General features: G+C 38.9%; 18 protein-coding genes. 9 read left to right on the forward strand and 9 right to left on the reverse strand.

Annotated elements, in window-relative coordinates:
- Positions 1 to 2 precede the first annotated feature (2 nt).
- The gene (locus DRF67_RS17615) at positions 3 to 338 is read right to left on the reverse strand and encodes a Sec-independent protein translocase subunit TatA/TatB (protein ID WP_115929614.1); all 336 of its coding nucleotides are present in this window, start codon (positions 336 to 338) and stop codon (positions 3 to 5) included.
- A 238-nt stretch (positions 339 to 576) separates the two neighbouring features.
- Between DRF67_RS17615 and DRF67_RS17620 the strand changes: the two genes are divergently transcribed.
- Complete coding sequence (locus tag DRF67_RS17620; protein WP_115929615.1) at positions 577 to 1,521, forward strand: hypothetical protein; 945 nt, start codon at positions 577 to 579, stop codon at positions 1,519 to 1,521.
- A gap of 72 nt (positions 1,522 to 1,593) precedes the next feature.
- On the opposite strand, the gene DRF67_RS17625 is transcribed toward DRF67_RS17620, so the two are convergent.
- The 5 genes from DRF67_RS17625 to secD all read right to left on the reverse strand — a co-directional run bounded on the left by DRF67_RS17625 (position 1,594) and on the right by secD (position 8,999).
- Positions 1,594 to 2,394, reverse strand: a complete 801-nt coding sequence (locus DRF67_RS17625) for an arylamine N-acetyltransferase family protein (RefSeq protein ID WP_115929616.1) — start codon at positions 2,392 to 2,394, stop codon at positions 1,594 to 1,596.
- A gap of 99 nt (positions 2,395 to 2,493) precedes the next feature.
- Positions 2,494 to 3,714, reverse strand: a complete 1,221-nt coding sequence (locus DRF67_RS17630) for a TCR/Tet family MFS transporter (protein ID WP_115929617.1) — start codon at positions 3,712 to 3,714, stop codon at positions 2,494 to 2,496.
- A gap of 228 nt (positions 3,715 to 3,942) precedes the next feature.
- Positions 3,943 to 5,202: a hypothetical protein gene (locus DRF67_RS17635; RefSeq protein ID WP_115929618.1), complete on the reverse strand. Its 1,260-nt coding sequence runs from the start codon at positions 5,200 to 5,202 to the stop codon at positions 3,943 to 3,945.
- An 80-nt stretch (positions 5,203 to 5,282) separates the two neighbouring features.
- On the reverse strand, positions 5,283 to 5,855 hold the full coding sequence (locus tag DRF67_RS17640) for a hypothetical protein (protein WP_115929634.1): 573 nt from the start codon (positions 5,853 to 5,855) through the stop codon (positions 5,283 to 5,285).
- Between the two features lie 249 nt (positions 5,856 to 6,104).
- The gene (gene secD / locus DRF67_RS17645) at positions 6,105 to 8,999 is read right to left on the reverse strand and encodes a protein translocase subunit SecD (protein ID WP_115929619.1); all 2,895 of its coding nucleotides are present in this window, start codon (positions 8,997 to 8,999) and stop codon (positions 6,105 to 6,107) included.
- Between the two features lie 217 nt (positions 9,000 to 9,216).
- Between secD and DRF67_RS17650 the strand changes: the two genes are divergently transcribed.
- Complete coding sequence (locus DRF67_RS17650) at positions 9,217 to 10,587, forward strand: PQQ-dependent sugar dehydrogenase (protein WP_115929620.1); 1,371 nt, start codon at positions 9,217 to 9,219, stop codon at positions 10,585 to 10,587.
- A 250-nt stretch (positions 10,588 to 10,837) separates the two neighbouring features.
- Here the strand turns inward: DRF67_RS17650 and hemN are convergent, their stop codons facing one another.
- The 3 genes from hemN to DRF67_RS17665 form a co-directional block, all read right to left on the reverse strand.
- Entirely contained in the window at positions 10,838 to 12,196 is a 1,359-nt protein-coding gene (gene hemN / locus DRF67_RS17655; RefSeq protein ID WP_115929621.1) for an oxygen-independent coproporphyrinogen III oxidase, read from the reverse strand.
- 175 nt (positions 12,197 to 12,371) lie between these two features.
- Positions 12,372 to 13,385, reverse strand: coding sequence for a WD40/YVTN/BNR-like repeat-containing protein (locus tag DRF67_RS17660; protein ID WP_115929622.1), 1,014 nt, complete (start codon positions 13,383 to 13,385; stop codon positions 12,372 to 12,374).
- Positions 13,386 to 13,428: 43 nt separating this feature from the next.
- Positions 13,429 to 14,946 (reverse strand): amino acid permease, encoded by a 1,518-nt coding sequence (locus tag DRF67_RS17665; RefSeq protein WP_115929623.1) that lies wholly within the window; start codon positions 14,944 to 14,946, stop codon positions 13,429 to 13,431.
- Between the two features lie 166 nt (positions 14,947 to 15,112).
- Between DRF67_RS17665 and pnuC the strand changes: the two genes are divergently transcribed.
- The 7 genes from pnuC to DRF67_RS17700 all read left to right on the forward strand — a co-directional run.
- The gene (pnuC, locus tag DRF67_RS17670) at positions 15,113 to 15,775 is read left to right on the forward strand and encodes a nicotinamide riboside transporter PnuC (RefSeq protein WP_115929624.1); all 663 of its coding nucleotides are present in this window, start codon (positions 15,113 to 15,115) and stop codon (positions 15,773 to 15,775) included.
- Between the two features lie 5 nt (positions 15,776 to 15,780).
- Positions 15,781 to 16,446 carry a hypothetical protein gene (locus DRF67_RS17675; RefSeq protein WP_115929625.1) on the forward strand — a complete coding sequence of 222 codons (666 nt, stop codon included), beginning with the start codon at positions 15,781 to 15,783 and terminating at the stop codon, positions 16,444 to 16,446.
- Between the two features lie 93 nt (positions 16,447 to 16,539).
- Positions 16,540 to 17,307: a diaminopimelate epimerase gene (gene dapF, locus DRF67_RS17680; protein WP_115929626.1), complete on the forward strand. Its 768-nt coding sequence runs from the start codon at positions 16,540 to 16,542 to the stop codon at positions 17,305 to 17,307.
- 32 nt (positions 17,308 to 17,339) lie between these two features.
- Positions 17,340 to 18,365 (forward strand): endolytic transglycosylase MltG, encoded by a 1,026-nt coding sequence (gene mltG / locus DRF67_RS17685; RefSeq protein WP_115929627.1) that lies wholly within the window; start codon positions 17,340 to 17,342, stop codon positions 18,363 to 18,365.
- 132 nt (positions 18,366 to 18,497) lie between these two features.
- On the forward strand, positions 18,498 to 21,104 hold the full coding sequence (locus tag DRF67_RS17690) for a TonB-dependent receptor domain-containing protein (RefSeq protein ID WP_115929628.1): 2,607 nt from the start codon (positions 18,498 to 18,500) through the stop codon (positions 21,102 to 21,104).
- A 22-nt stretch (positions 21,105 to 21,126) separates the two neighbouring features.
- Complete coding sequence (locus tag DRF67_RS17695; RefSeq protein WP_165851826.1) at positions 21,127 to 21,699, forward strand: helix-turn-helix domain-containing protein; 573 nt, start codon at positions 21,127 to 21,129, stop codon at positions 21,697 to 21,699.
- 41 nt (positions 21,700 to 21,740) lie between these two features.
- The coding region (locus DRF67_RS17700; protein WP_133297683.1) for an IS3 family transposase at positions 21,741 to 21,962 on the forward strand (222 nt) is incomplete at its 3' end.

A 21,962-nucleotide genomic window follows, 5' to 3' on the forward strand; every position in this document is an offset into this window, starting at 1 on the left:
CCCTATCTGCTTACCGGCCCTTCGTAGGTTTCATCATCGGCAGGCTTGGGTTTTGGAGGTTCATTTGATGCAGCAGGTTCATTCACGATATCTTTTTCGATATCTTTCATCGGATTAAAATCTTTGGCAGCATCTTTTACCTTTTCGATTTCACGTTTGATCTCCGAAACAGGATTATCTGTTTCTTTCATGATCTCAGTTTTGATATCTTCCACTGCACCACGCATTTTTCTAACGCCTGCCCCTAAGTCACGCGCAATCTGAGGAAGTTTATCCGGTCCGAATAATACAACAATTGCTACCGCAATCAGTGCCATTTCTCCAATGCTTAATTCCATGCAGTAAAATTACGAAAGATTATACTATTTATCTGCTGTAAACTAAAATTTTAAACAAATTTTAAGATTTGGGCGATTTAGGGTTACCCTATTCCGTTATAGTATCATTATCATATGGCACCATTCTAATCCTATATCCTCCTCGATTAATATCAATTAACAAATAATTAATTCAAAATATTGAGAATTATATAACATTTTGTTATATTTACTTCACACAACCAAATAAATATTTATTATGAAAAAACTAGTAACTGCCTTTAAAGTTATGGCTGTACTGTCGGTATTGTCGCTTAACAGCTGCCGTGATGAAAACAATGAAATCCTCCAGCAGGAAAATATTCAGTCCGGAACTTCTCTGGCTGACCTTAAAAAGGAAATCACTTCGCTTCCCTCACAGACTATCCCTGCTTCCGTACAAATCCAGCTTGATGAATCCAGGAAAAATCTTGAAAAGTATCTGAAAAGCGATCTACAGATCAGCAGCATTCATGTACTGGGAACACTGTCCACACAGAAAGGAATTGACCTGTCTACAGCTCTTGTTTCTGACCGGGATCAGTTTATTGCTATGGGAAATCTCATAGATCCGGCTTCTGTAAAAATCGGCAAAATTGGTGATTTGTATACAGGAGATGACCTGACCACAGCCCAGAAGGGACTAAAAGAAACCATCACTGAAGACGTAAAAACAGGAACCCAGATCATGGAAGTTACCTGGAACACCAAAACGGGGAGATTTACCACCTTATGTTTTTATAACGATTCAGGGATCATTTGGGACAATGTCTTCGGCGGACTGGTGATCATGGATACCCGAGGTAACGAAGAGGTTGCCGGGCAGGCTGCAAAAGTAGTCTCTAAATGGTACAAGCAATGGTGGACTGCCAACTGGCTTTGGGGTTCTAAAAGAGGAGAAACAGGATATCAGATCACCATCTACTATTCAGGATCTACGGTTTCCAATGCGGATGTAAGTGATTGGGGGCATATCAGTCTTGGGAAAGCAAAAAGTGAAAGCAAAATCTTAAAGAAGACAGGTGCTTACGGACAATGCAGATACGCCTTAGGGCTTTGTACACCTACCGGATCATTAAGCTTCAACGCAAGCAAATTTTCCGTATCATTCTCGGGATTAGGAAGCAATATTGTCAGCAATGGCACTAAATCTTTGTATCCATAGTTTTTACATATCATAGAATTTCAAAGAAGGGAAGCCCGCTGGGCTTCCCTTTATATATAGCCCATCAGGCAATTAATTTCCGATTTTTGCTTTTAGCATTTCTATCGCATTTTCTTTGAGCCTGAAAATATTTTTCAGCATTTCAAAGATTTCTTCCGGAGTCTCAATGGAAACAGACTCCTTCTCTCCGGTTTCTTTTCGTATGTTCAGGGTATGACCGGTGAACGTATAGCGGGCATGTTCATCTACTTTGGAAAGGACAAGGTTTTTCTTAAATCCTGATTCGGGGTGAGTAGCCACATACCAGTTTGCAATTTCCAGGTCTAAAGATTCCACAGATTCCAGATAAAACCGGTATATGGGCAGCCATTTTTCTTTCCAGATCCAAAGGGTGTATCCGCCTTCTTTCTGTGAAATCATAAACAAACCATTTGGGGTCTGCTGCGGTTGCTCCTCATTCAACCGTAAAGGAGCTGTGAGAGTTACTGTTCCAAAACCGCAGTCAACAAGATATTTCTGATCTTTTACCGTTACAATCAGCAAGAAATGTGTTCTGGCTGCACTGCTGTTTTCCTCTCTTTTCCAGACGACTCTGCCCAACTGCATTTCAACTTTAAATCCTATACATTTCAACATGCTTCCCAGCAGCAGATTTTGTTCATAACAATAGCCTCCGCGGGAGTCTGTCACCAACTTTCTGAAGACCTCTTCCGGGTCCAGAGATGGAACGGTACCGGTATAAGAATCTATATTTTCAAACGCAATATAATTGGGATGAAGTTGGTGAATTTTTTCCAGCGTTTCCAGATCCGGTGCTATGGCTCCGGAATAATGTATTCTGGCCAGATACTCTTGTAATTGTAACGGACTCATCGTTCTATTTTTTGTACTTCCTGATTCAGAAATTCCTGAGGGATAGTATTTTCATTTTAAATATACTGATTTATTCCTGGAAAAACCAGTGAGAAAATGCTAGATTTTATTTTTCTTCTGGAAAACGGAATAGGTAACAATAACACTGATGGTCATTAAAATGAATGCCAGGAAAAATGGCGCTCCTGAAAACTTGAACGGAGCTTCATCATGCGTAAAAAAGTAAAACAGATTGGTCATCATCGGCGGACCGATAATGGAAGTGGCACTCATCAGGCTCGTGAGCGCACCCTGAAGTTCCCCCTGTTCATTGGAAGGAACGCTTTTTGTGATAACCGACTGTAAAGCAGGTCCACAGATACCCCCCAGACAGTAAGGAATGAGGAAAACAAACATCATCCATCCTTTGGAAGCAAAAGCGAAAAGCAGCATCCCTATCGCATACAATGCCAGGCCGTAATAAATACTTTTCTGCTCTCCCAGCCGCGGAGTGGTCCATCTGATCAGGCCACCCTGCACCAATCCTACCAACAACCCGATTACTCCTAATGAAATTCCAACCATTCTTTCGGTCCAGTCGAACTTATACATCGTAAAGAAGCTCCAGTTACTCTGCACAGCATGACCTGCAATATATATTAAAATCAAAGCGAAAACCAGTCCTGAAATTTCAGCATGCTTACCTAAGAATTTGAACGATCCTACAGGATTCGCCCGCTTCCAGTCAAACGCTCTTCTTTTATCTTTACCCAAACTTTCAGGCAGGATGAAATACCCATACAAAAAATTAAGAAGACACAAACCTGCAGCAGCATAGAAAGGCACTCTTGCACCATAATGTCCCAGAACTCCGCCTAGAACAGGGCCGATGATAAATCCAAGACCAAATGCCGCTCCTATCATCCCAAAATTCTTAGCTCTGTTTTCATCGGTGGAAATATCTGCGATATAAGCGCTGGCAGTGGTAACACTGGCTCCCGTGATTCCGGCAATGATTCTTCCTACAAAAAGCCACCAGATTGTAGGTGCCAATGCCAGAAATATATAATCTACTGCAAATCCAAAAAGTGAAATCAAAATAATAGGTCTCCTGCCATATTTATCACTAAGGTTTCCTACAATCGGAGAAAATATAAACTGTGTAAAGGCATAGGCAAATCCCAGCCAGCCACCATATTTCGCCGCTTCACTGATATCTGCATGAATCAGTTCCTCAATGAGCTTCGGAACTACCGGGATAATGATTCCCCATCCTGTAATATCAATAAGCAGCGTAATGAATATAAAGCTTATTGCTGTATTTTTTTTTGATTTTTCCATGATGCTGCAAAATTAAACAAATCTTAAAAATAATGATTCTAAATTTCATTTTATAAAGAAGTCCCGTAGCTCACTAGTATAATAATCTTAAAAATATGGATTATCGCCAAAATAATTCTAAACTTGCTGTATGAAAAAATTAAAAGATTTCACATTAATATTCCAAAAAAATAACGTATTTCAGTATTGCCCGAAATACGTTATTAATACCTTCCCGTCATAAAGAAATTAATGGGTAAGTTTTGTACTTATCATCCGGTTCGACCTGATGCAATTGATCAGGCAGCTTTTTTTGACTTTAACCTCAATCGTATTACTATTTTGATACTCAGTAATATTCCCATTGAGAACAGACCTTACAGCACGTCTGTAATAGGTAGTCTGCGTGATGGGTGGAGCATCATATATTTCTGAGGTTGCATTGGCAATATTTACAAATGTAATATTATCAACGGAACGCTGCCATTGATATTCAGCAGAGCCCGTTACCTGTGCCATGGAAACCTGTGTAAATGCCGCAGGATCATTATTGATATCCAGACACAGCTCCTGATCAGTACCAATGATCCCGGGAGTATTGACTGAGTTTACAATGAGCCTGGCAGTATTGGAAACCGCCTGAAATGCACACGAAAAAAAACTGGATTTGGCCACTACCCTATATTGGTTGTTATTGAATCCGGCCGGAACATTGTTGAGACTAAGCGTAGACGTAGTAACGTTACTGTAGTTGGCGTTATTGGATAAATCCGTCCATGTTGCGCCATTCAGTACCTGCCACTGATAGGTAATATGATCAGGAGTTTCATCTGTCTTGTCGACAACAGAGGTCATCGTTACAGATCCTCCTGCAGCAACTGTCCGGTCTGATGGTTGCGATAAGAATTTCATAGGAGCCGTATAATACTCTGAAAGTATATTATAAACCCTCATCTGGCTAAATGCAAACCCGATCCCAATAAGTTCTCCAAATTCAAGCCGCACTTTATCCCATGTTGCTGTAGGAATTATTTTAATAATCCGCCGTTCCTGATTATCTCCAAAATCAAAAAAGAAATGGCCGTTGATTCCGGTCCGGTATACTTCTCTGCCGTTTTTATAAAATACAAAATTTCCAGCGTTAAAACTGGGATTAAAATTAAATCCATCTGAAGCAAAGTCAATGTAGATAGGCTTATTGGCTGGGAAATTGGCTCCTTTTGACTCCACACCGATATACATAGAACAGAAAGCTCCCACCCCTGTACCGGGTTTTAGAGAACCAAAAGAGTTTACGTCAGAATCAGTCATATTGGAAGGGTTAGCGGCTTCTTTTCCCACCCTGAAGCACAGAAAACCTCCATCACTCCTGCTTGCAGTATGGGCATCCAGTATTCTTCCGCAACCACCATTGGGCAGCGAAACCATTTGCTGAGAAAGTATTTTGTCTGATGCAAAAAGACAGAGTATCAGACCTATATAATGCAGAATAGAATATGTTTTCATCATCAATAATTTTAGAATTAATGTTACAAAAGACAGCTTATCTCAGATCAGAGATAAGGCTTATAAAGCGATGTCAATTAAAATTATTTGATGACAAATACGATATTAACAAACGAACACGCTGTAGCGGTTCCCACTACATCATAGCGTAAGATTCCGTTAGCATCAATACTCAGGTTCTTTAAAACAGTTCCATCAAAATCCGTTACATAATAATGAAGATCGGAAGCATTGGCAAAAAAAGGAATCGCAGCCGGTGACCCAGGACTGGCAACTTTAGGTTTTGAAAACTGTGCTTTATAGGTTTGATACAGATCAACTGTTCTTCCTGTTCCGACCGTTGAAGTATCAATATCGATGGAAGGCATGTAAAAGAATTTTACAACATTTCCGCTGATCGGAACCCAATTAGGGCTGGAAGGTGTTCCGATATTCTGGCTCAATGCCTGTCTTTTAAGATCGTAGACCAATAAGCCGTTGGCAGGGCTTGCTATGGTTGATACATCGGAAATTCTTGGAATAAGCAACCCTTTATCGGTTGAAGCCACATCTAATGCAGAGCTTTTATCGGGATTAGCATGACCTATCCCTATCTGCGCACTAATAGCGCCGCAAGCACACAGCATTGCAGCAATGAATAATTTTTTTAATCTCATTTTGTTTTTTTTTAAACAATTCAATTATTGATCACCTCTTGAGTTCAAAGTTTATAAAAAATTGATCCTCTGTATCAGCGAAATAATCTCATCGGTCCATATATTAGCAAATACGTTACCAAAAACAACATACCACAAAAAATAAGATTTTTTTCTTCATTTTCTTCGGGAGGCGGTGCATGCGAGAGAGGTTGTACTATAAAAAAAGCCTTTCTTTCGAAAGGCTTTACTAAATTTATTGTAGTCGTATTACTTTGAAGCAAGTACTTCTTTGTTGGAAGTGGTCTTCCCATGTACTTCGTCCTCTTTTCCTTTTTTAAGGAAGTCATAAGCAATTGCTGATGCAATAAAGATTGACGAATAGGTTCCGAATCCAATACCGATCAACATTGCAAACATAAATCCTCTCAGGTTATCACCACCGAAAATGAAAATCGCAAGGATTACCAAAATCGTAGTAAATGACGTGTTGAACGTTCTACCCAATGTACTTGAAATAGAATCATCAAACAGTCCTGCCAGCGTAAGAGATTTCTTCTCTTTCAGGTATTCCCTGATTCTGTCGAAGATAATTACCGTGTCATTGATAGAATATCCTAATACGGTAAGGATCGCCGCAATGAAATCCTGGTTGATCTCCATATTGAACGGCATATATTTGTGAAGCAATGAATAGGTTCCAAGGATAATAACCGCATCGTGGAACAATGCTGCTACAGCACCTAAAGAGAACTGCCATTTTCTGAATCTGAATAAGATATAGATAAAGATACCCGCCAATGCAGCAACAACTGCAAGGATACCGTGTGTCTGAATATCGTCTGCCACTGTAGGACCCACTTTTTCAGATGAAATGATCCCTGCATGGTCTTTATCCGCAGATTTGAAATCTGCCAATGTAATATTAGCAGGAAGGTCTCCTTTTAATCCTTCAAATAATTTCTGCTCAATGGTCTGGTCAGCTTTCAAAGACTCATCTTCAATAAGGTAATCGGTAGAGATCTTCAACTGACTGGAGTTCCCGAAAGTTTTAGCTTCTACAGAAGAGTTTTTACCATCCTCAGTTTTGAAAAGTTTTACTAATTTTTCTTCAACATCATTAGCATTTACTTCTTTATCAAATCTTACTACATAGTTTCTACCTCCTGTAAAGTCGATCCCGTATTTAAATCCGTGCGTAACCATAGAAACCACACAAATTACCGTTAAAACTGCAGAAATAATATAAGCGTATTTTCTTTTACCGATGAAATCAATCCATGTATTTCTGAATAGGTTTTTCGTAGGCGGAGTCCACACTGAAAGGTGCTTACCTTTGTTCAGTCTGCTGAAGATCATTACTCTTGAAAGCAATACAGAAGTGAACAATGTCATGATAATACCGATCATCAATGTCAATGCAAATCCTTTGATAGGTCCTGTTCCAAAGAAGAACAATACCACTGCCGTAAGCAATGTGGTGGAGTGACCATCAATAATTGCACTTAATGCATGTTTGAAACCATCTTTATAAGCTTCTAAGATATTTTTTCCTGCGAATAACTCTTCCTTGGTTCTTTCGTAGATAATTACGTTGGTATCTACCGCCATCGCCATCGTCAATACGATACCTGCGATACCAGGAAGCGTAAGGGTAAAGTCTCCGGAATCCATAATTCCGAAAATATAGAAAAGGTTAATTACCATTGCAATGACAGCGTATACCCCGGCACCACCGTAATAGAAAATAATATAAACAATGATAATAAGGAATGCAATAGCAAATGAAATCATACCGGCATTGATAGACTCCTGTCCAAGAGACGGTCCTACCTGAGTAGCCTGTACTACTTTCGCTCCTGCAGGCAATTTACCTGCTCCTAAAACGTCCACCAATTCTTTAGCTTCTTCCTGAGAGAAGTTACCTGAGATTTGGGTTCTACCGTTAGGGATTGCATTCACAACGTTTGGTGCAGTATACACTCTGTTATCAAGTGTTACCGCTACCGGTTTTCCAACGTTTTTCTCTGTTAATGTTTTCCACTCTTTTGCTCCTTTGGAATCCATCTGCATATCTACCACTACTCTTCCAAGTTCATCATAGCTGATGCTTGCAGTTTCTACAGCACCGTCTACAGGAGCTTTTTGGTTGATATTACTTCTGATCGCATACAATACCAGGTCGTCCGGACTTGTAGCTTCAGGTTTATACCCCCACATAAACTGTGTATATTTAATGTTTGCCGGACGTAAAGACTGACCCACTTTGCTGTTCAGAATCTTATTGACAGCAGCTGTATCAGATAATTTCACATTGGCAACACCGTTACTTCTTAGTTTATCCAGCTGTAAAAGATTCATGAAGTTTACATTTTTTGCAACTCCCATAGAGTCTCCTTTTGCCGAAACCATAGTTGTTAACGTCTGGAAATAAGGCGCAATTTCAGGGATCTGCTGTACTTCCCAGAATTGAAGTTTTGCAGACGTCTGAAGCATTTTCTTCACCTTATCGATATCTTTCATACCTGGCATTTCTACAGAAATTCTGGCGGTTCCAGGAACTCTCTGAACGTTAGGCTGGATTGCTCCAAGCTTATCAATTCTCGTTCTGATTACCTCGAAAGCTGTTCCTACAGAAAGATCTATTCTTCTCTTTACAATACTTTTTACCTGCTCATCAGTCGTATTGTACTTGATTTCAGATAAATTGGTATTTCCGAAAAGTTCCGGATCTGCAAGCTTAAGGTTGGCTCCTTTTGCTTTGTTAATCGCATCGAACTGCTCAAAGAAGTTGTCGATGTACGATTTTGTTGAGTTTTTCTGAACTTCATCAGTCTTGGTAAGAGCCTCAATAAGAACAGGATTGGTAGAATAATTGGTAAGATCATTCACCAGGTCTCTCTGGTTGATCTCCAATAGAACGTTGATCCCTCCTTTTAAGTCAAGACCAAGTTTCATTTCCTTGTCTTTAGCTCTCGAATAATAAAGCTTTGTATACCCAAGATTAAGAGTATCTTCCTTGATTCGTTTGATCTCTTTCTCGTTTCCTTTCGCAGCTTCAATCTGCGATTCAATTTTGCTGGCGTACCAGGTTGGCAATAGCTCGTTTAAGCAGATCAACCCCAGGACAATAGCAACAATTGTAATAAGTCCTTTTCCTTGCATTTTGTTATAACTACGTTAAATTAAGTCGGCAAATATAATGATTTTCTGGTATTTTATGAATTTTTAACAACAGAAATGGTTTATTTTCAGATATATTGGTATTCTGATTTCTATTTAAGATTTAACAATTTTTTCATGGTATCTTCATCAAGTCTTCAAAATTCGATTGGTATAAAATTTTCATTCACCAATTCAATCCACTAAATATCAAAATATTATGAAAAATTTACTTTTTAGCATCAGTATCTTTTCTTCCTCATTTGTCAATGCTCAGGGCATTAATCTGGAAGAATTTGCCACCGGACTTACCAGTCCCGTCGAGATTACCAATGCCGGCGACAACCGGTTGTTTGTTGTGCAGCAGAACGGTATTATTAAAATTATACAGCCAGATGGAACCGTTAATGCCAGCAATTTCCTGAATGTTACTTCAAAAATTGTTTATGGTGGCGAAAGAGGCCTTCTAGGACTGGCATTTCATCCACAATACCCTACGAACGGGTATTTTTTTGTGTATTATAACAACACTGCGGGAAATGTGGTGGTAGCGCGGTACAGTGTCAGTGCAACAGACCCCAACACCGCAGATCCCAATTCGGAAAAAATCCTGCTGAATATCCCAAAGCCTTTTACCAATCATAATGGAGGCAGTATTCATTTTGCTCCGGACGGAAAATTATGGGTGATCACCGGAGACGGCGGAAGTGGCGGAGATCCCAACAACAATGCCCAAAACAAAAACGCTTTATTGGGAAAAATGCTGCGGATTGATGTCAACGCCACCGGCCCTTACAATATTCCTTCAGATAATCCTTTTGCCGCAACCGGGGTGGATGGAGCAGACGAAGTATGGGCGTATGGGCTCAGAAATGCCTGGAAATTTTCTTTTGATCTGGAAACCGGGCAAGTATGGATTGCAGATGTAGGCCAGGGAGCTATAGAAGAAATCAATACAATGCCGATCACCCAAGCCGGGATCAATTATGGCTGGCGATGCTATGAAGGAAATGATGCGTATAATACAGTAGGATGCCCCGCCCAGTCTACCATGACCTTCCCGGTAGCCGTATATGATCATTCCGGTGGAAAATGTTCAATTACAGGAGGCTATGTCTACAGAGGAATACAAAACCCATCCCTTCAAGGGAAATATTTTTTTGCCGATTACTGCTCCACACAAATCGGAATTCTGGACAGCAGCAATGCAATAACCTGGACTTCTGCCTACAGTGGGAATAACTTCTCTACATTCGGCCAGGATTCACAAAAAGAGCTGTATGTAGCCGCAGTGAACAGTGGAAAGATTTTCAAAATCACAACGGGAACGCTCAGTACCCAGGAAAGCAATAACCTAGGAACCGTCAGAATATATCCCAACCCGGCTTCCAAAGAAATCTTCATTGATGGCGTGAAGGATCAAAAATTAACTGCAGAAATCATCAGTGCGGAAGGAAGAAAGGTGCTGGAAAAGGATCAGATCACTCAAGGCAAAGGCATTGATATTTCCGGAATACCTGCCGGAGTCTATTTTATTAATCTGAAATCCGGCGAGCTGAAATCTTACAGCCAGAAGATTATCATTAAGTAAAAAGAAAAATATTTTAAACATAAATGGGCGCTAAGTTCCTTGCTTCTTATGTAAAACAATCGCTAAGGCGTTCACTCGAAAAAGCTTTTGCTGAACAAAGTGCCCTGCGAAAGAAAATCATACGCAACACCAGTAATCTTGCAAACATTGCATTAAAAAAATAGATTCAAGCTTTACAGCTCTAGTACAAAGAGTAAACTAAAAATTTTAAAGCAAATAAAAAGCGGTTCTGTATTGAACCGCTTTTACTTTATATTGTCATCGAGAAAATTCTCGTTTCAGGCTTATTTCTCATCATCCTGAGGTCAAAAACCATGGCTACATTTCTTGTAAATGCCCGGCCCCCCTCGGTAATTTTGATTTCATGACCATTGATTTCCACCAATCCGTCGTTTTCCATTTCCTGAAGCATATCTAATGCATTTTCGAGCTCCGGAAAAGAATTCTGAGGAGTAAAAGTAGTTTCCAGCTGGCACATCAGATTCAGAATATGTCTTCTTACCATCAGATCCTCTTCATTCAGAACGTGTCCTTTCACTACCGGAATCTCTCCTTCTTCAACTGTTTTCTGATAGTCCTCCACTGTTTTTACATTCTGGGCAAAAGCATACCACGAGTCTGAAATGGCAGACATTCCCAACCCCACCATCAGCTGGGTGTTACTCGAAGTATATCCCATAAAGTTTCTGTGAAGCTTCTTATGGATCAGGGACTGATAGAGATCATCATGTTCCAGCGAAAAGTGATCCATCCCCACCTCAATATATCCCAGATCCTGCAACAGTTTTTTACCGTCTTCATACAAACGGCGCTTTTCTTCACCACTCGGCAGGTCATTTTCATCAAATCCTCTTTGCCCCACTCCTTTTACCCATGGAACATGCGCATATGAATAAAAAGCCAGCCTGTCCGGCTTCAGCTCCATTGTTTTTCTTATGGTGTGCTCCATTGCTTCCCAAGTCTGGTGAGGAAGTCCGAAGACCAAATCATGGCTAATCCCTCTGTAACCGATTTCTTTAGCCCATTCGGTTACATTTTTAACATTTTCGAATGGCTGAATCCTATTGATCGCCTTCTGCACTTTAGGGTCATAATCCTGAACCCCAAAACTCACCCTTCTGAAACCAAGGTCATACAAAGTCTGAAGGTGTTCCCTGGTCGTATTGTTCGGATGGCCTTCGAAAGAAAACTCAGGATGTTCTGCAATATCTACTGTGGTAAAAATCCCTTCCAACAGGGTCTTCAAATTTTCAGGAGAAAAAAATGTTGGAGTACCTCCGCCCAAATGAAGCTCTTTCAGTTTGGGTTTTTCGTTGAAAAGTCCTAGATAAAGCTTCCATTCTTTCAAGACGCTCTCCAGATATGGAATTTCAACGCTGTGCTGTTTTGTAATTCTCTTATGACATGCACAGAAAGTACATAAAGCCTCACAAAAAGGCAGGTGAATATAGATAGAAATTCCCTCTGCTGCGTTCGTCTCATGAAAAGACCTGATGACACTATTCTTCCATTTTTCCGGTGAAAATGTGGTTTCATCCCAATACGGAACCGTAGGATAAGAGGTGTAACGCGGCCCGGGAATATTATATTTATCTATTAAAGAGTTCATTTGAAAAATTAATTTATCGGATCATGAAATTTAACATCAATAAAATTTCATCTTACAAAATTAACCATTACTTGTGAATTATAACCTATGAAATATATTAGGTTGTATTTTATAATGAGTCTAAATACGTATGATCAGGCATTTGTCTTATAATGATAAATTCTATATCTTATATTTAAAATTTTAATTTCATGACCGCTATTCTTTTATTTCCTGCTAAAACAATCCTGTTGCCATCGATCCAGTTAAAAACAAAGAATCCTTTTTCATCAGAAATTTTCTTCCATGTTTTTCCAAAATCCGAAGAATAGCTGATATTCTGATCTCCCACTGCCATCATTTCTTTCCCTTTTGAGCCGGGCTTAATCTTCACACAGGTCATATAACCGGCATTCTGCCCCGAAGCCTGAACCTGCCAGGTTTCCCCTCCGTCATTTGTCGTTGCAATATTATTGATATTGGCATCCTGCTTTGTGTAATCTCCCCCTACTGCAATTCCAAAGCGGTCATCATAAAAATCTATTGAATACATTCCCTGTGATGATTCTCCCTGAATAAACGGAGTATTAAATATTTCGAATTTTTCGGTTTTCAGGTTCATTCTTAAAATCCTGGAAGCTTTACCGCCTGTTGCAATCCACAGGTATTTTGAAGCGGAAGAAATATTGGTATTACTGGCCGCAAAAGCAGCTTCACCTTCATTGAGCACTACATTATTTTTAAAGGGACTCCATTTTCCATCCCGGTATACGGCCAGCTTCAGAAGATGGTCCTTGCCTGAATCACTGAAGGTATAGGCCAATCTGTCGTTCACGAAATGCAGGGCATCATAGAAGGCCGTCTTCACGGTATCAGTAAAAACCACTTGTGATGTCAAGTTTTTTTTGTCAATTTTAAAGAATCTGGCCGGGCTTTCAATATTAATTGTGTAAAAAGACGTTTTGTCCTGTCCGAGGGTTCTGAACTGAAGCTTCTCTTCGGATACCTTAATCTGCTTTTGATTTTTAGGATTTCCGATATCCACATACCCCACCTTCGCCTCTGTTCCGGAATACCATATTGTATGGCCATCTGTTTCCAGAGCTCTGATGCTGACGTTATCGTTTAAAATCGTTTCCAAACTTTCCACCTGCTGGGAAAAAGCTGTGATTCCCACAGCCAAGAATACAATAGAGAAAATGTTTTTCATACTTATTCATTAAAAAAACCCGCCGAAGCGGGTTATATCATTATTAGTCTACATTATTATACTTTTCAGGGTTGTTCAGTTTACTATGTGATTTTCCATACATAAAATACACTAAACCACCAAAGAATAGCCAGATAGCAGAAAGCTCCAATGCATGAGCGCTAAGATTGAATATCAGATAGATATTAATAATAACACCTAATGCCACTACAATTTTATAGGCAGGAACTTTAAATGGTCTGATAAGATTAGGTTCTTTTTTTCTCATCACCCAAACAGCAATACAAACCAATGTAAAGGCAAACAGGGTACCAAAGCTTGTCATATCTGCCAGTGTCGAAATCGGTGTAAAGGCAGCAATTAATGCCACTACGATTCCCAAAAGGATAATCCCTTTGTAAGGCGTTCTTGTTTTTGGATGAAGTTCTCCGAAGAATTTAGGAATTAATCCGTCTTTGGCCATCCCAATAAAGATTCTGGACTGCCCCATCATCATGACCATCACCACAGAGATCAATCCTACCGTAGCTGCAATCGTTACAATATTACTTGCCCAGTGCTTCCCTGCAATTTCAAATGCATAGGCCACAGGAGCTTTAATAGCATCAGGATATTTTCCTTCAGGATTAAAGTCTGTATAATGCATCATCCCTGTTAATACAAGAGATACACAGATATAAAGAGCTGTACAGATCAGTAATGAAGTGATGATCGCAAAAGGAACGTCTTTTTTAGGATTAATAGCTTCTCCAGCCTGTGTAGAAACAGCATCAAAACCAATATAGGCAAAGAATATGGCTGCGGCTCCGGAAATTATTCCTTTGAGACCGTATGCAGAGACCATATCTCCTTCTGAATTTTTAATTTTTATGGCATCGGGGATGAAAGGGTTCCAGTTTTTAACTCCTTCTGTAGCGTTGTACAATTCCGGATTTGAAAAAACGATATAGGCTCCGGCGATCACCACAAAGATCACGGCTGAAGTTTTTAGCAAAACGATCAGGTTATTCGCTCCGGCAGCTTCTTTGGTTCCTTTTACCAGCAAAGCGGTAATAAGCAACACCAGGATAAATGCAGGAAGATTCATCGAAAAGCCTTCACCGGTATAACTTGCCGGGTCTGAGGTGAGATAGGAAGGCAGATGAATTCCGAATATTTTTAAAAATTTGGTAAAATAGCCGGACCAGCTCACCGAAACGGCCATACTTGCCATGGCATACTCCAGGATGAGACACCAGCCCATTGCCCATGCAAAAATTTCTCCTACGGTACCATAGGCATAGGCATAGGCCGAACCTTCAACAGGAATGATGGAGGCAAACTCTGCATAACATAATGCGGCAAAAACACAGGCAATACCTGCAACAATAAATGAGATTGCCAGTGCCGGACCTGCATGATAATATGCTCCGGTTCCTGTAAGAACGAAGATTCCGCCACCAATGATAGCTCCTACTCCAATTGCTGTTAAACTCCATTTTCCAAGGACTTTCTTCAGCTCACTTTTCTGCATATCTGCCTCATAGGCACTTAGCGGCTTCTTAACCCAAATTTTAGACATGTTTTTTTATTTATTTAAGGATTTACGAAAATATAAAAAATTTAGAAACTCTCCCATTTATCGGCAAACTTTCGTCAGATATTTTACATTAAAAACTCTAAAAACCTGACCAGCACGATATTCATATCATTTCATCAGGTCTTATTTTTTTATTATTTTTGATCGCATGAATTTATATGACCTTTTTGTAAAACCGTATGAAAATTATACGGCTTTACAGATCATACTGGAGGCCTGTGGGGCTATATTTGGAACCCTGAGTGTATATTTTTCTATTAAAAAGAATATCTGGGTATATCCTACCGGTATTATTTCCACATTGATCTATGTCTATATTCTTTTCAATTTCGGACTGCTGGGTGACTGCCTGATTAATGTTTATTATACTATAATGAGCGTATACGGATGGGTTCTCTGGTCGAAAAACTCCAAAGACCATATTCATGTAGAGGTGACCTGGGCCACACGGAAAGAATGGGTATATGCTGTCATTCTATTTATACTGAGTTTAGCATTTGTAACCCTTATATACTATTATAAACCATATATTGATCATATGGAAAGCAGCAGCTTCGGGCTGGATCATCTGGATTGGGCCAATTGGCTGGATGTTTTAACTACTTCCATATTTTTGGTAGGAATGTGGTTTATGGCCAAACAGCGCATTGAGAACTGGATTTTCTGGATTATCGGTGATCTTATTTGCATACCGATGATGATTTTTAAGGGACTTGGAATCACTTCGGTTCAATATTTGGTATTTACTATAATGGCTATCTTAGGATACCTCAATTGGAAAAAAAGTTTTAAAGAAAAAAAAGTACAATAAAAGTCATGAAAAATTTATTAAAAATAGCAGTAAGCATTTTTGCCATCTCTACTTTAACATCATGTATGGCATATAATGACGGATATGCGAACGGGGGCGGTTATGGCGACCCTTATTATAACAACGGATATTACTATGCTCCTTCCGGATATTACGGAAATGGCGGGTATTGGGGCAATGACGGCTATTATTATAGAAACGATGTCAATTATTATTATGACAATGGAGCTCCTTATTACTACTATAATTACAACAACTCACGAAGAAAAGTATATGTAGAAAGAAGATCTGGCAACAACACCTCTACATCCAGACCGAACGGATTCAGAGGCCAGACCAACAGTGGCAGTGGCTTCAATAATAACAGCGGCGGCTTTAATAACAGAAGCAACAACAGCAACCGAAATAATAATAACAGCGGTGGCTTCAGAAACCAGAACAACAACCAAAACAATCAAGGGAACAGAAATAACCAGAACAGCGGCGGTTTCAGACAAGGAAGCAGCACTCAAAACACGCAGAAAAATTCAAACAGCGGTGGCTTCAGAAACACTGAGACTAATACCACCCGATCTGAACCTTCAAGCGGAAGTGGATTCAGAAGTGGTTCTTCCGGTCAGAATAACAACTCCAACAATTCAAACAAACAGAATAGCGGCGGGTTTAGATAAAACGATTATAAATAAGAGAACGAACAGTTAACACTGTTCGTTTTTCATTTTAAATATATTAATTTTGTCTCTTTATGTAAGACAAAAAGAAATATGGAATTTTATAAATACCAGGGAACGGGAAATGACTTTGTAATGGTAGATAACCGTGATCTTCAGTTCCCTAAAGACAAAAATACGATTGAAAGGCTATGTGACCGACGTTTCGGAATAGGAGCTGATGGCCTTATCCTCCTGGAAAATGATCCTGATTATGATTTTAAGATGGTCTATTACAATTCTGACGGCGGAGAAAGCACGATGTGTGGAAACGGCGGACGATGCCTGGTTGCCTTTGCTTTTTTCCTAGATGTATTTGAAGACAAATGCAGATTTATGGCCATCGACGGGGAACACGAGGCTGAAATTCATAACGGAGTTATCAAGTTAAAAATGATCGATGTGGATACTATATCGAATGACGGTGATGATGCTGTTCTCAATACCGGCTCACCTCATTATGTAAAATACGTAAATGATTTAGCTGACTTCGGGGTCTATGCGGAAGGATATGCGATCAGAAATTCTGAAAATTATAAGGAAAAAGGAATCAATGTTAACTTTATGGAAAAAATTTCTGATGAAGAAATTTTTGTAAGAACCTATGAACGAGGCGTTGAGGACGAAACATACAGTTGTGGAACCGGAGTTACAGCTTCTGCTTTAACTTTTCTCCAAAATAACAATCTAACTTCTGTAAAAGTTAAAACTTTAGGTGGAAACCTTAAAGTATATGCAGAAAAAAACGGAAATTCTTTCCGAAATATATGGCTTGAAGGCCCTGCAAAACAAGTTTTTAGAGGAAAGGTAGATATCTTTTAAAAAAAACAGAACTTTTAATCAACGGTATAAGAATGAAAAAAACGATTCTCATTGTTATTCTGCTGGTCTTTGTTGCCGCAGGATTTTTTGGTTTGAGATTTTATAATAAATATTACGGAAACAATGTAGAAAAAGAAGGCTATGTTTTGATTCCCCATAAAGCAGGTTTCAAACAGATCCTGGATTCTATTGCTCCATATCTTAAAGATAGCGAATCATTTGAAACTGTAGCGAAAGACAAGGGACTGAACACTAGCTTTAAAGCGGGACGCTATCACATCCAGAGCGGGAAAGGGAATACAGACCTTGTGAATATGATAAAAGCCGGCAATCAGACAGCCAATTCGTTTAGAATCGGGGATTTTGGTGATATGTACCAGATGATTGGTAAAGTAACCAAAAAAACGGAACTCGATTCTCTGCATTTTGTCAATGATCTTGATGGAATTGCACAGGAGAAAGGCTATAAAAATGTTGAAGATTTAAAAAAGTATTTTTTCATAGATACCTATAATTTTTTCTGGACCGTAAGCCCCAGAGAATTTTTTGCAAAGTTTGAAGATCAGTATCATGATTTCTGGACAGCCGAAAGAAAAAATAAAGAACAGCAATCCGGTCTGACAAGAGAGCAGATCTATGCACTGGCTTCTATTGTATATAAGGAATCAGGAGGAAAAAAAGATGAAATGAAAACGATCGCAGGATTATATTTAAACCGTTACAGGAAAGGAATGAAACTTCAGTCTGACCCTACGGTAATCTATGCCATCAACAAGCAGACTAATTTTAAGGAACCGATTAAAAGAGTACTTTATAAGCATTTGTCTACGCCATCACCTTATAATACCTATGCTAATGCAGGGATTCCTCCGGGACCGATCTGTGTTGTAGATAAAAACTCAGTAGATGCCGTTTTAGAAGCAGAAAACAATAATTATATATTTATGTGTGCCGATCCTGCACGATTTGGATATCACAAGTTTACCGCAAGCGCTGAAGAGCATGCTGTAAATGCTAAAGCCTATCAGAATTGGCTCAACTCCAAAAATATAAAATAGGTTTAGCAGACACCACCAATTTAAACAGTTAGAAAAAATAATAAAGATCATAATTTTTTGAAAATCAATATTTTATTGTGATTCAAGAGATTAAGGGTTATCCTTTCACGATTTTATACAAAAAAATAACCTATGAAGAATAAGACAGAAATTGTCAATATTTTCACAAGAAAAGCTTTGGGACTTACCTTAGTACTATCGGCAGCAGCAATGGCTTTTGCACAGGAAAAAGCAGGCGTTACAGGTATTATTGTCAATAAGAAAAACCAGCCGGTTCCCTATGCATCAGTAACATTTACCAATAAAGCCAACAATGCTCTAAGTGATGCTGTGCTTACTGATGATAAGGGACAGTACCAACTGCAGATTGCCCCGGGAGACTATGACATCACCGTAGAAGCTATTGATTACAAAAAAAGTGTCATCAATAAAAATATTGCCGGAGCCGGAAACATCGGAGCTTTATCTCTAGAACCTGAAGCAACGACTACTCTGGATGGAAAAACACAGGAAATTCAGGGGGTGGTTATTACTGCATCAGCAGCAAAAGCATATAAAGTTGAGCTGGATAAGAAAACCTACGATCCTTCACAGGATATTGTGAGTAAAGGAGGAAATCTTCAGGATGTATTGTCCAATGTACCTTCTGTTTCCGTAGATACCGACGGAACTGTTTCTATGAGGGGAAGTACCAATGTCAAGTTTTTGATCAACGGAAAGCCTTCTTCCCTTCTGGGTATTGATGACGGAGCCAATGCACTTCAGAGTATTCCTGCCGATCAGATCGAAAGAATAGAAGTGATAACCAATCCATCTTCTAAATTTGAGGCAAGCGGGACATCAGGTATTTTGAACATTATTCTTAAAAAGAACAAAAAAATAGGATTCAACGGTAGCGTAGTGGGAACTTTGGGATATTTTCCAAGAACTGCTCTTAATACCAATTTAAGCTGGAGAAAAAATAACTGGACATGGTTCTTAAACGGCGGTGGCGGTTATACTGAAAACAGAACTACAAACAATTCGGAAACGACCTACCATAATGTTACCTTTCCTGATATTTTACCAGGACAACAACCCCGAGATCTTCCTGTAAATCAGGCACAAAATTCCATCAACAAAACCTTCAACAAAAACTATAATGTAAGCGCAGGATTTGTATATGATCTTTCTGAAAAAACTTCAATTAATCTGACAGGTTTAGTAAGAACGTTTGAAGGGGATGGTAATGAGTTATTAGACACCTATGACAGTTTTTACAGATTTTCCAGAGATTCATCTAACCCTCAAAGTACCACTGGAAAATGGAACCTCCTAAATCCTTATGGGCTTAGAGATTCAAAAACTACGTTTAATAACCTTGCGTTCCAAGGAGATGTAGGATTAGATCACAAATTTGATGATAAGGGGCAGAACCTCTCTGTATCATTAAGTTTACAAAGAAACCGAAATAACAATAATGCAGATATTCTGGAAACCAATGACCTTCGTCCCGCCGTACAGGATATGACTAAAAGACATTCTGTAAGTAAAACGATTATTGGTAAAGCTGATTATGAGTTACCAATAGGGGAAAAATCAAAGCTTGAAGCAGGATACAGGTTAGACGTTAATGATAATGCTTATGATAACTTCGTAAGCAGTACTTCCAACAACCCTTTTATTCCTGATTACAATAATAATACAGATTATAGGGAAATCTTCAATGCCTTTTATCTTCAATTCAGAAGTAAAATTGGTAATTTTGGCTATCAATTGGGATTAAGGGATGAGATTTCAAACGTTAAGATTAACTATATAAATCAGAATCCTAATACAGCTGCTTTAAACAAAACCAAGAATTACAATAACTTATTTCCAAGTGTATTTTTGAGTTATGATATATCTAAAAATAATCAGATTTTAGTAAATTATTCCCGTAGAATAGACAGACCTAGATCATTCTTCATGGTTCCTTTTCCAAACTATAGCAACAGTCAAAATATTTTTGAAGGGAATATTGATCTCAACCCATCTTACGTTGATTCTTATGAAGTGGGATATAATATTACCAGAAAGAAATTTACTATTAACCCTACTCTATATTATAGACATGCTACGGATGACACCAAAATGCTGGTATACAGACCTGATGAAAGTATGAGTGTATTCTATACAAAACCCATTAACCTTGGAAATGATGATCGTTATGGCTTAGACCTTAACTTTACTTATGATCCTTTAGCTTGGTTAAAAATAATGGGTAGCTTAGATATGTTTGGATATAAAACTACTGGGATCGCATATTACAATTCAAGAGATATAAATGGTATCGAAAAGACCGGGTCTATGGACTTCACGGGAAGCGGTTTTTCGACAAGAGCACGTCTTAATACTACGTTTAAGCTTGATAAAACTTTAAGTTTGCAGTTGCAAGGCTTCTACAGAGGAGCTCAAAAATCAGCCAACCAGAATACCGAAGATATGTATGCTCTGAATTTCGGGGCGTCAAAAACAATATGGAAAGGGGACGGAACGATATCGTTCAATATCCAGGATATCTTCAATACGAGAAGTCGAGAAGTTCTCAGTTTTAACAGTGATTATACACGAAGAAACTATATGCAATGGCAACCAAGACAATTCTCAATCTCTTTGACATACAGATTCAAACAAGGTGAGAAGATAGAGCAACCTAAAAAGAAAAAAGATATTAATTCTAATGAAGCAGGTGACGACCAACAAGGTGGTCCGATGTAATAGAGCAGAAAAAATCCCGAAAATGGACTGCCCCCAAAAAGTTAGACACTTTTTAGGGGCATTTTTTATGTATAAAAAAGAAAAATTTAGCGTTGCGTTCAAACTAGAATGTATTAAACTTCACAAAAACTCTCATCGTTCGATTGGATCTATAGCAAAAGAGAAGGGATTCAATGAGAGTAATCTGCGTAAGTGGATCGGTTTTTATAACAAGTACGGAATCTCAGGGCTACAAGCTAGAAAAAACAGGAATTATTCCTTGAAGTTTAAGGTTAAAGTTTTGAAAACTATCGCAACTGAATGTATATCACAAAGGGAAGCTTGTATTCGGTTCGATATCGCGGCGCAGTCTACCGTGTTGAGCTGGCAAAGAGAATACGAAAAAAATGGTAATTTAGGTTTAGAAAATAAACCCAAAGGAAGCCCCAGGATTATGAGCGATTACAAACGTAAGAAAAGAAAGTCTGATAAGCCATTGACCAGAGAAGAAGAACTTTTATTGGAAAACGAAAGATTGCGAGCTGAAATTGATTTTTTAAAAAAGTTAGACGCCTTAACTCTCAAAAAGAACAAGCAGAGGCCATCGAAGGATTAAGGCGAAAATATGATCTGTCGGTCCTGTTGGATTGTACAGGTATGGCCAGAAGCAGCTTCTATTACCATCAGAAAGCTCTTGAGAAAAAAGATAAATATACAGAAATCAAGGCTTTGATAAGGCATATTTATCATAGGCACAAAGGGCGGCTGGGATACCGTCGTATCACTTTAGTTATGAAAGAACGAGGGATTATTATTAATCATAAAACAGTTTTGAGGCTGATGAAAACTCTGGGATTGAAAAGCATTATTAGGGTCAAA

This window comes from Chryseobacterium pennipullorum (assembly GCF_003384725.1).
Taxonomy (GTDB): Bacteria; Bacteroidota; Bacteroidia; order Flavobacteriales; family Weeksellaceae; genus Chryseobacterium; species Chryseobacterium pennipullorum.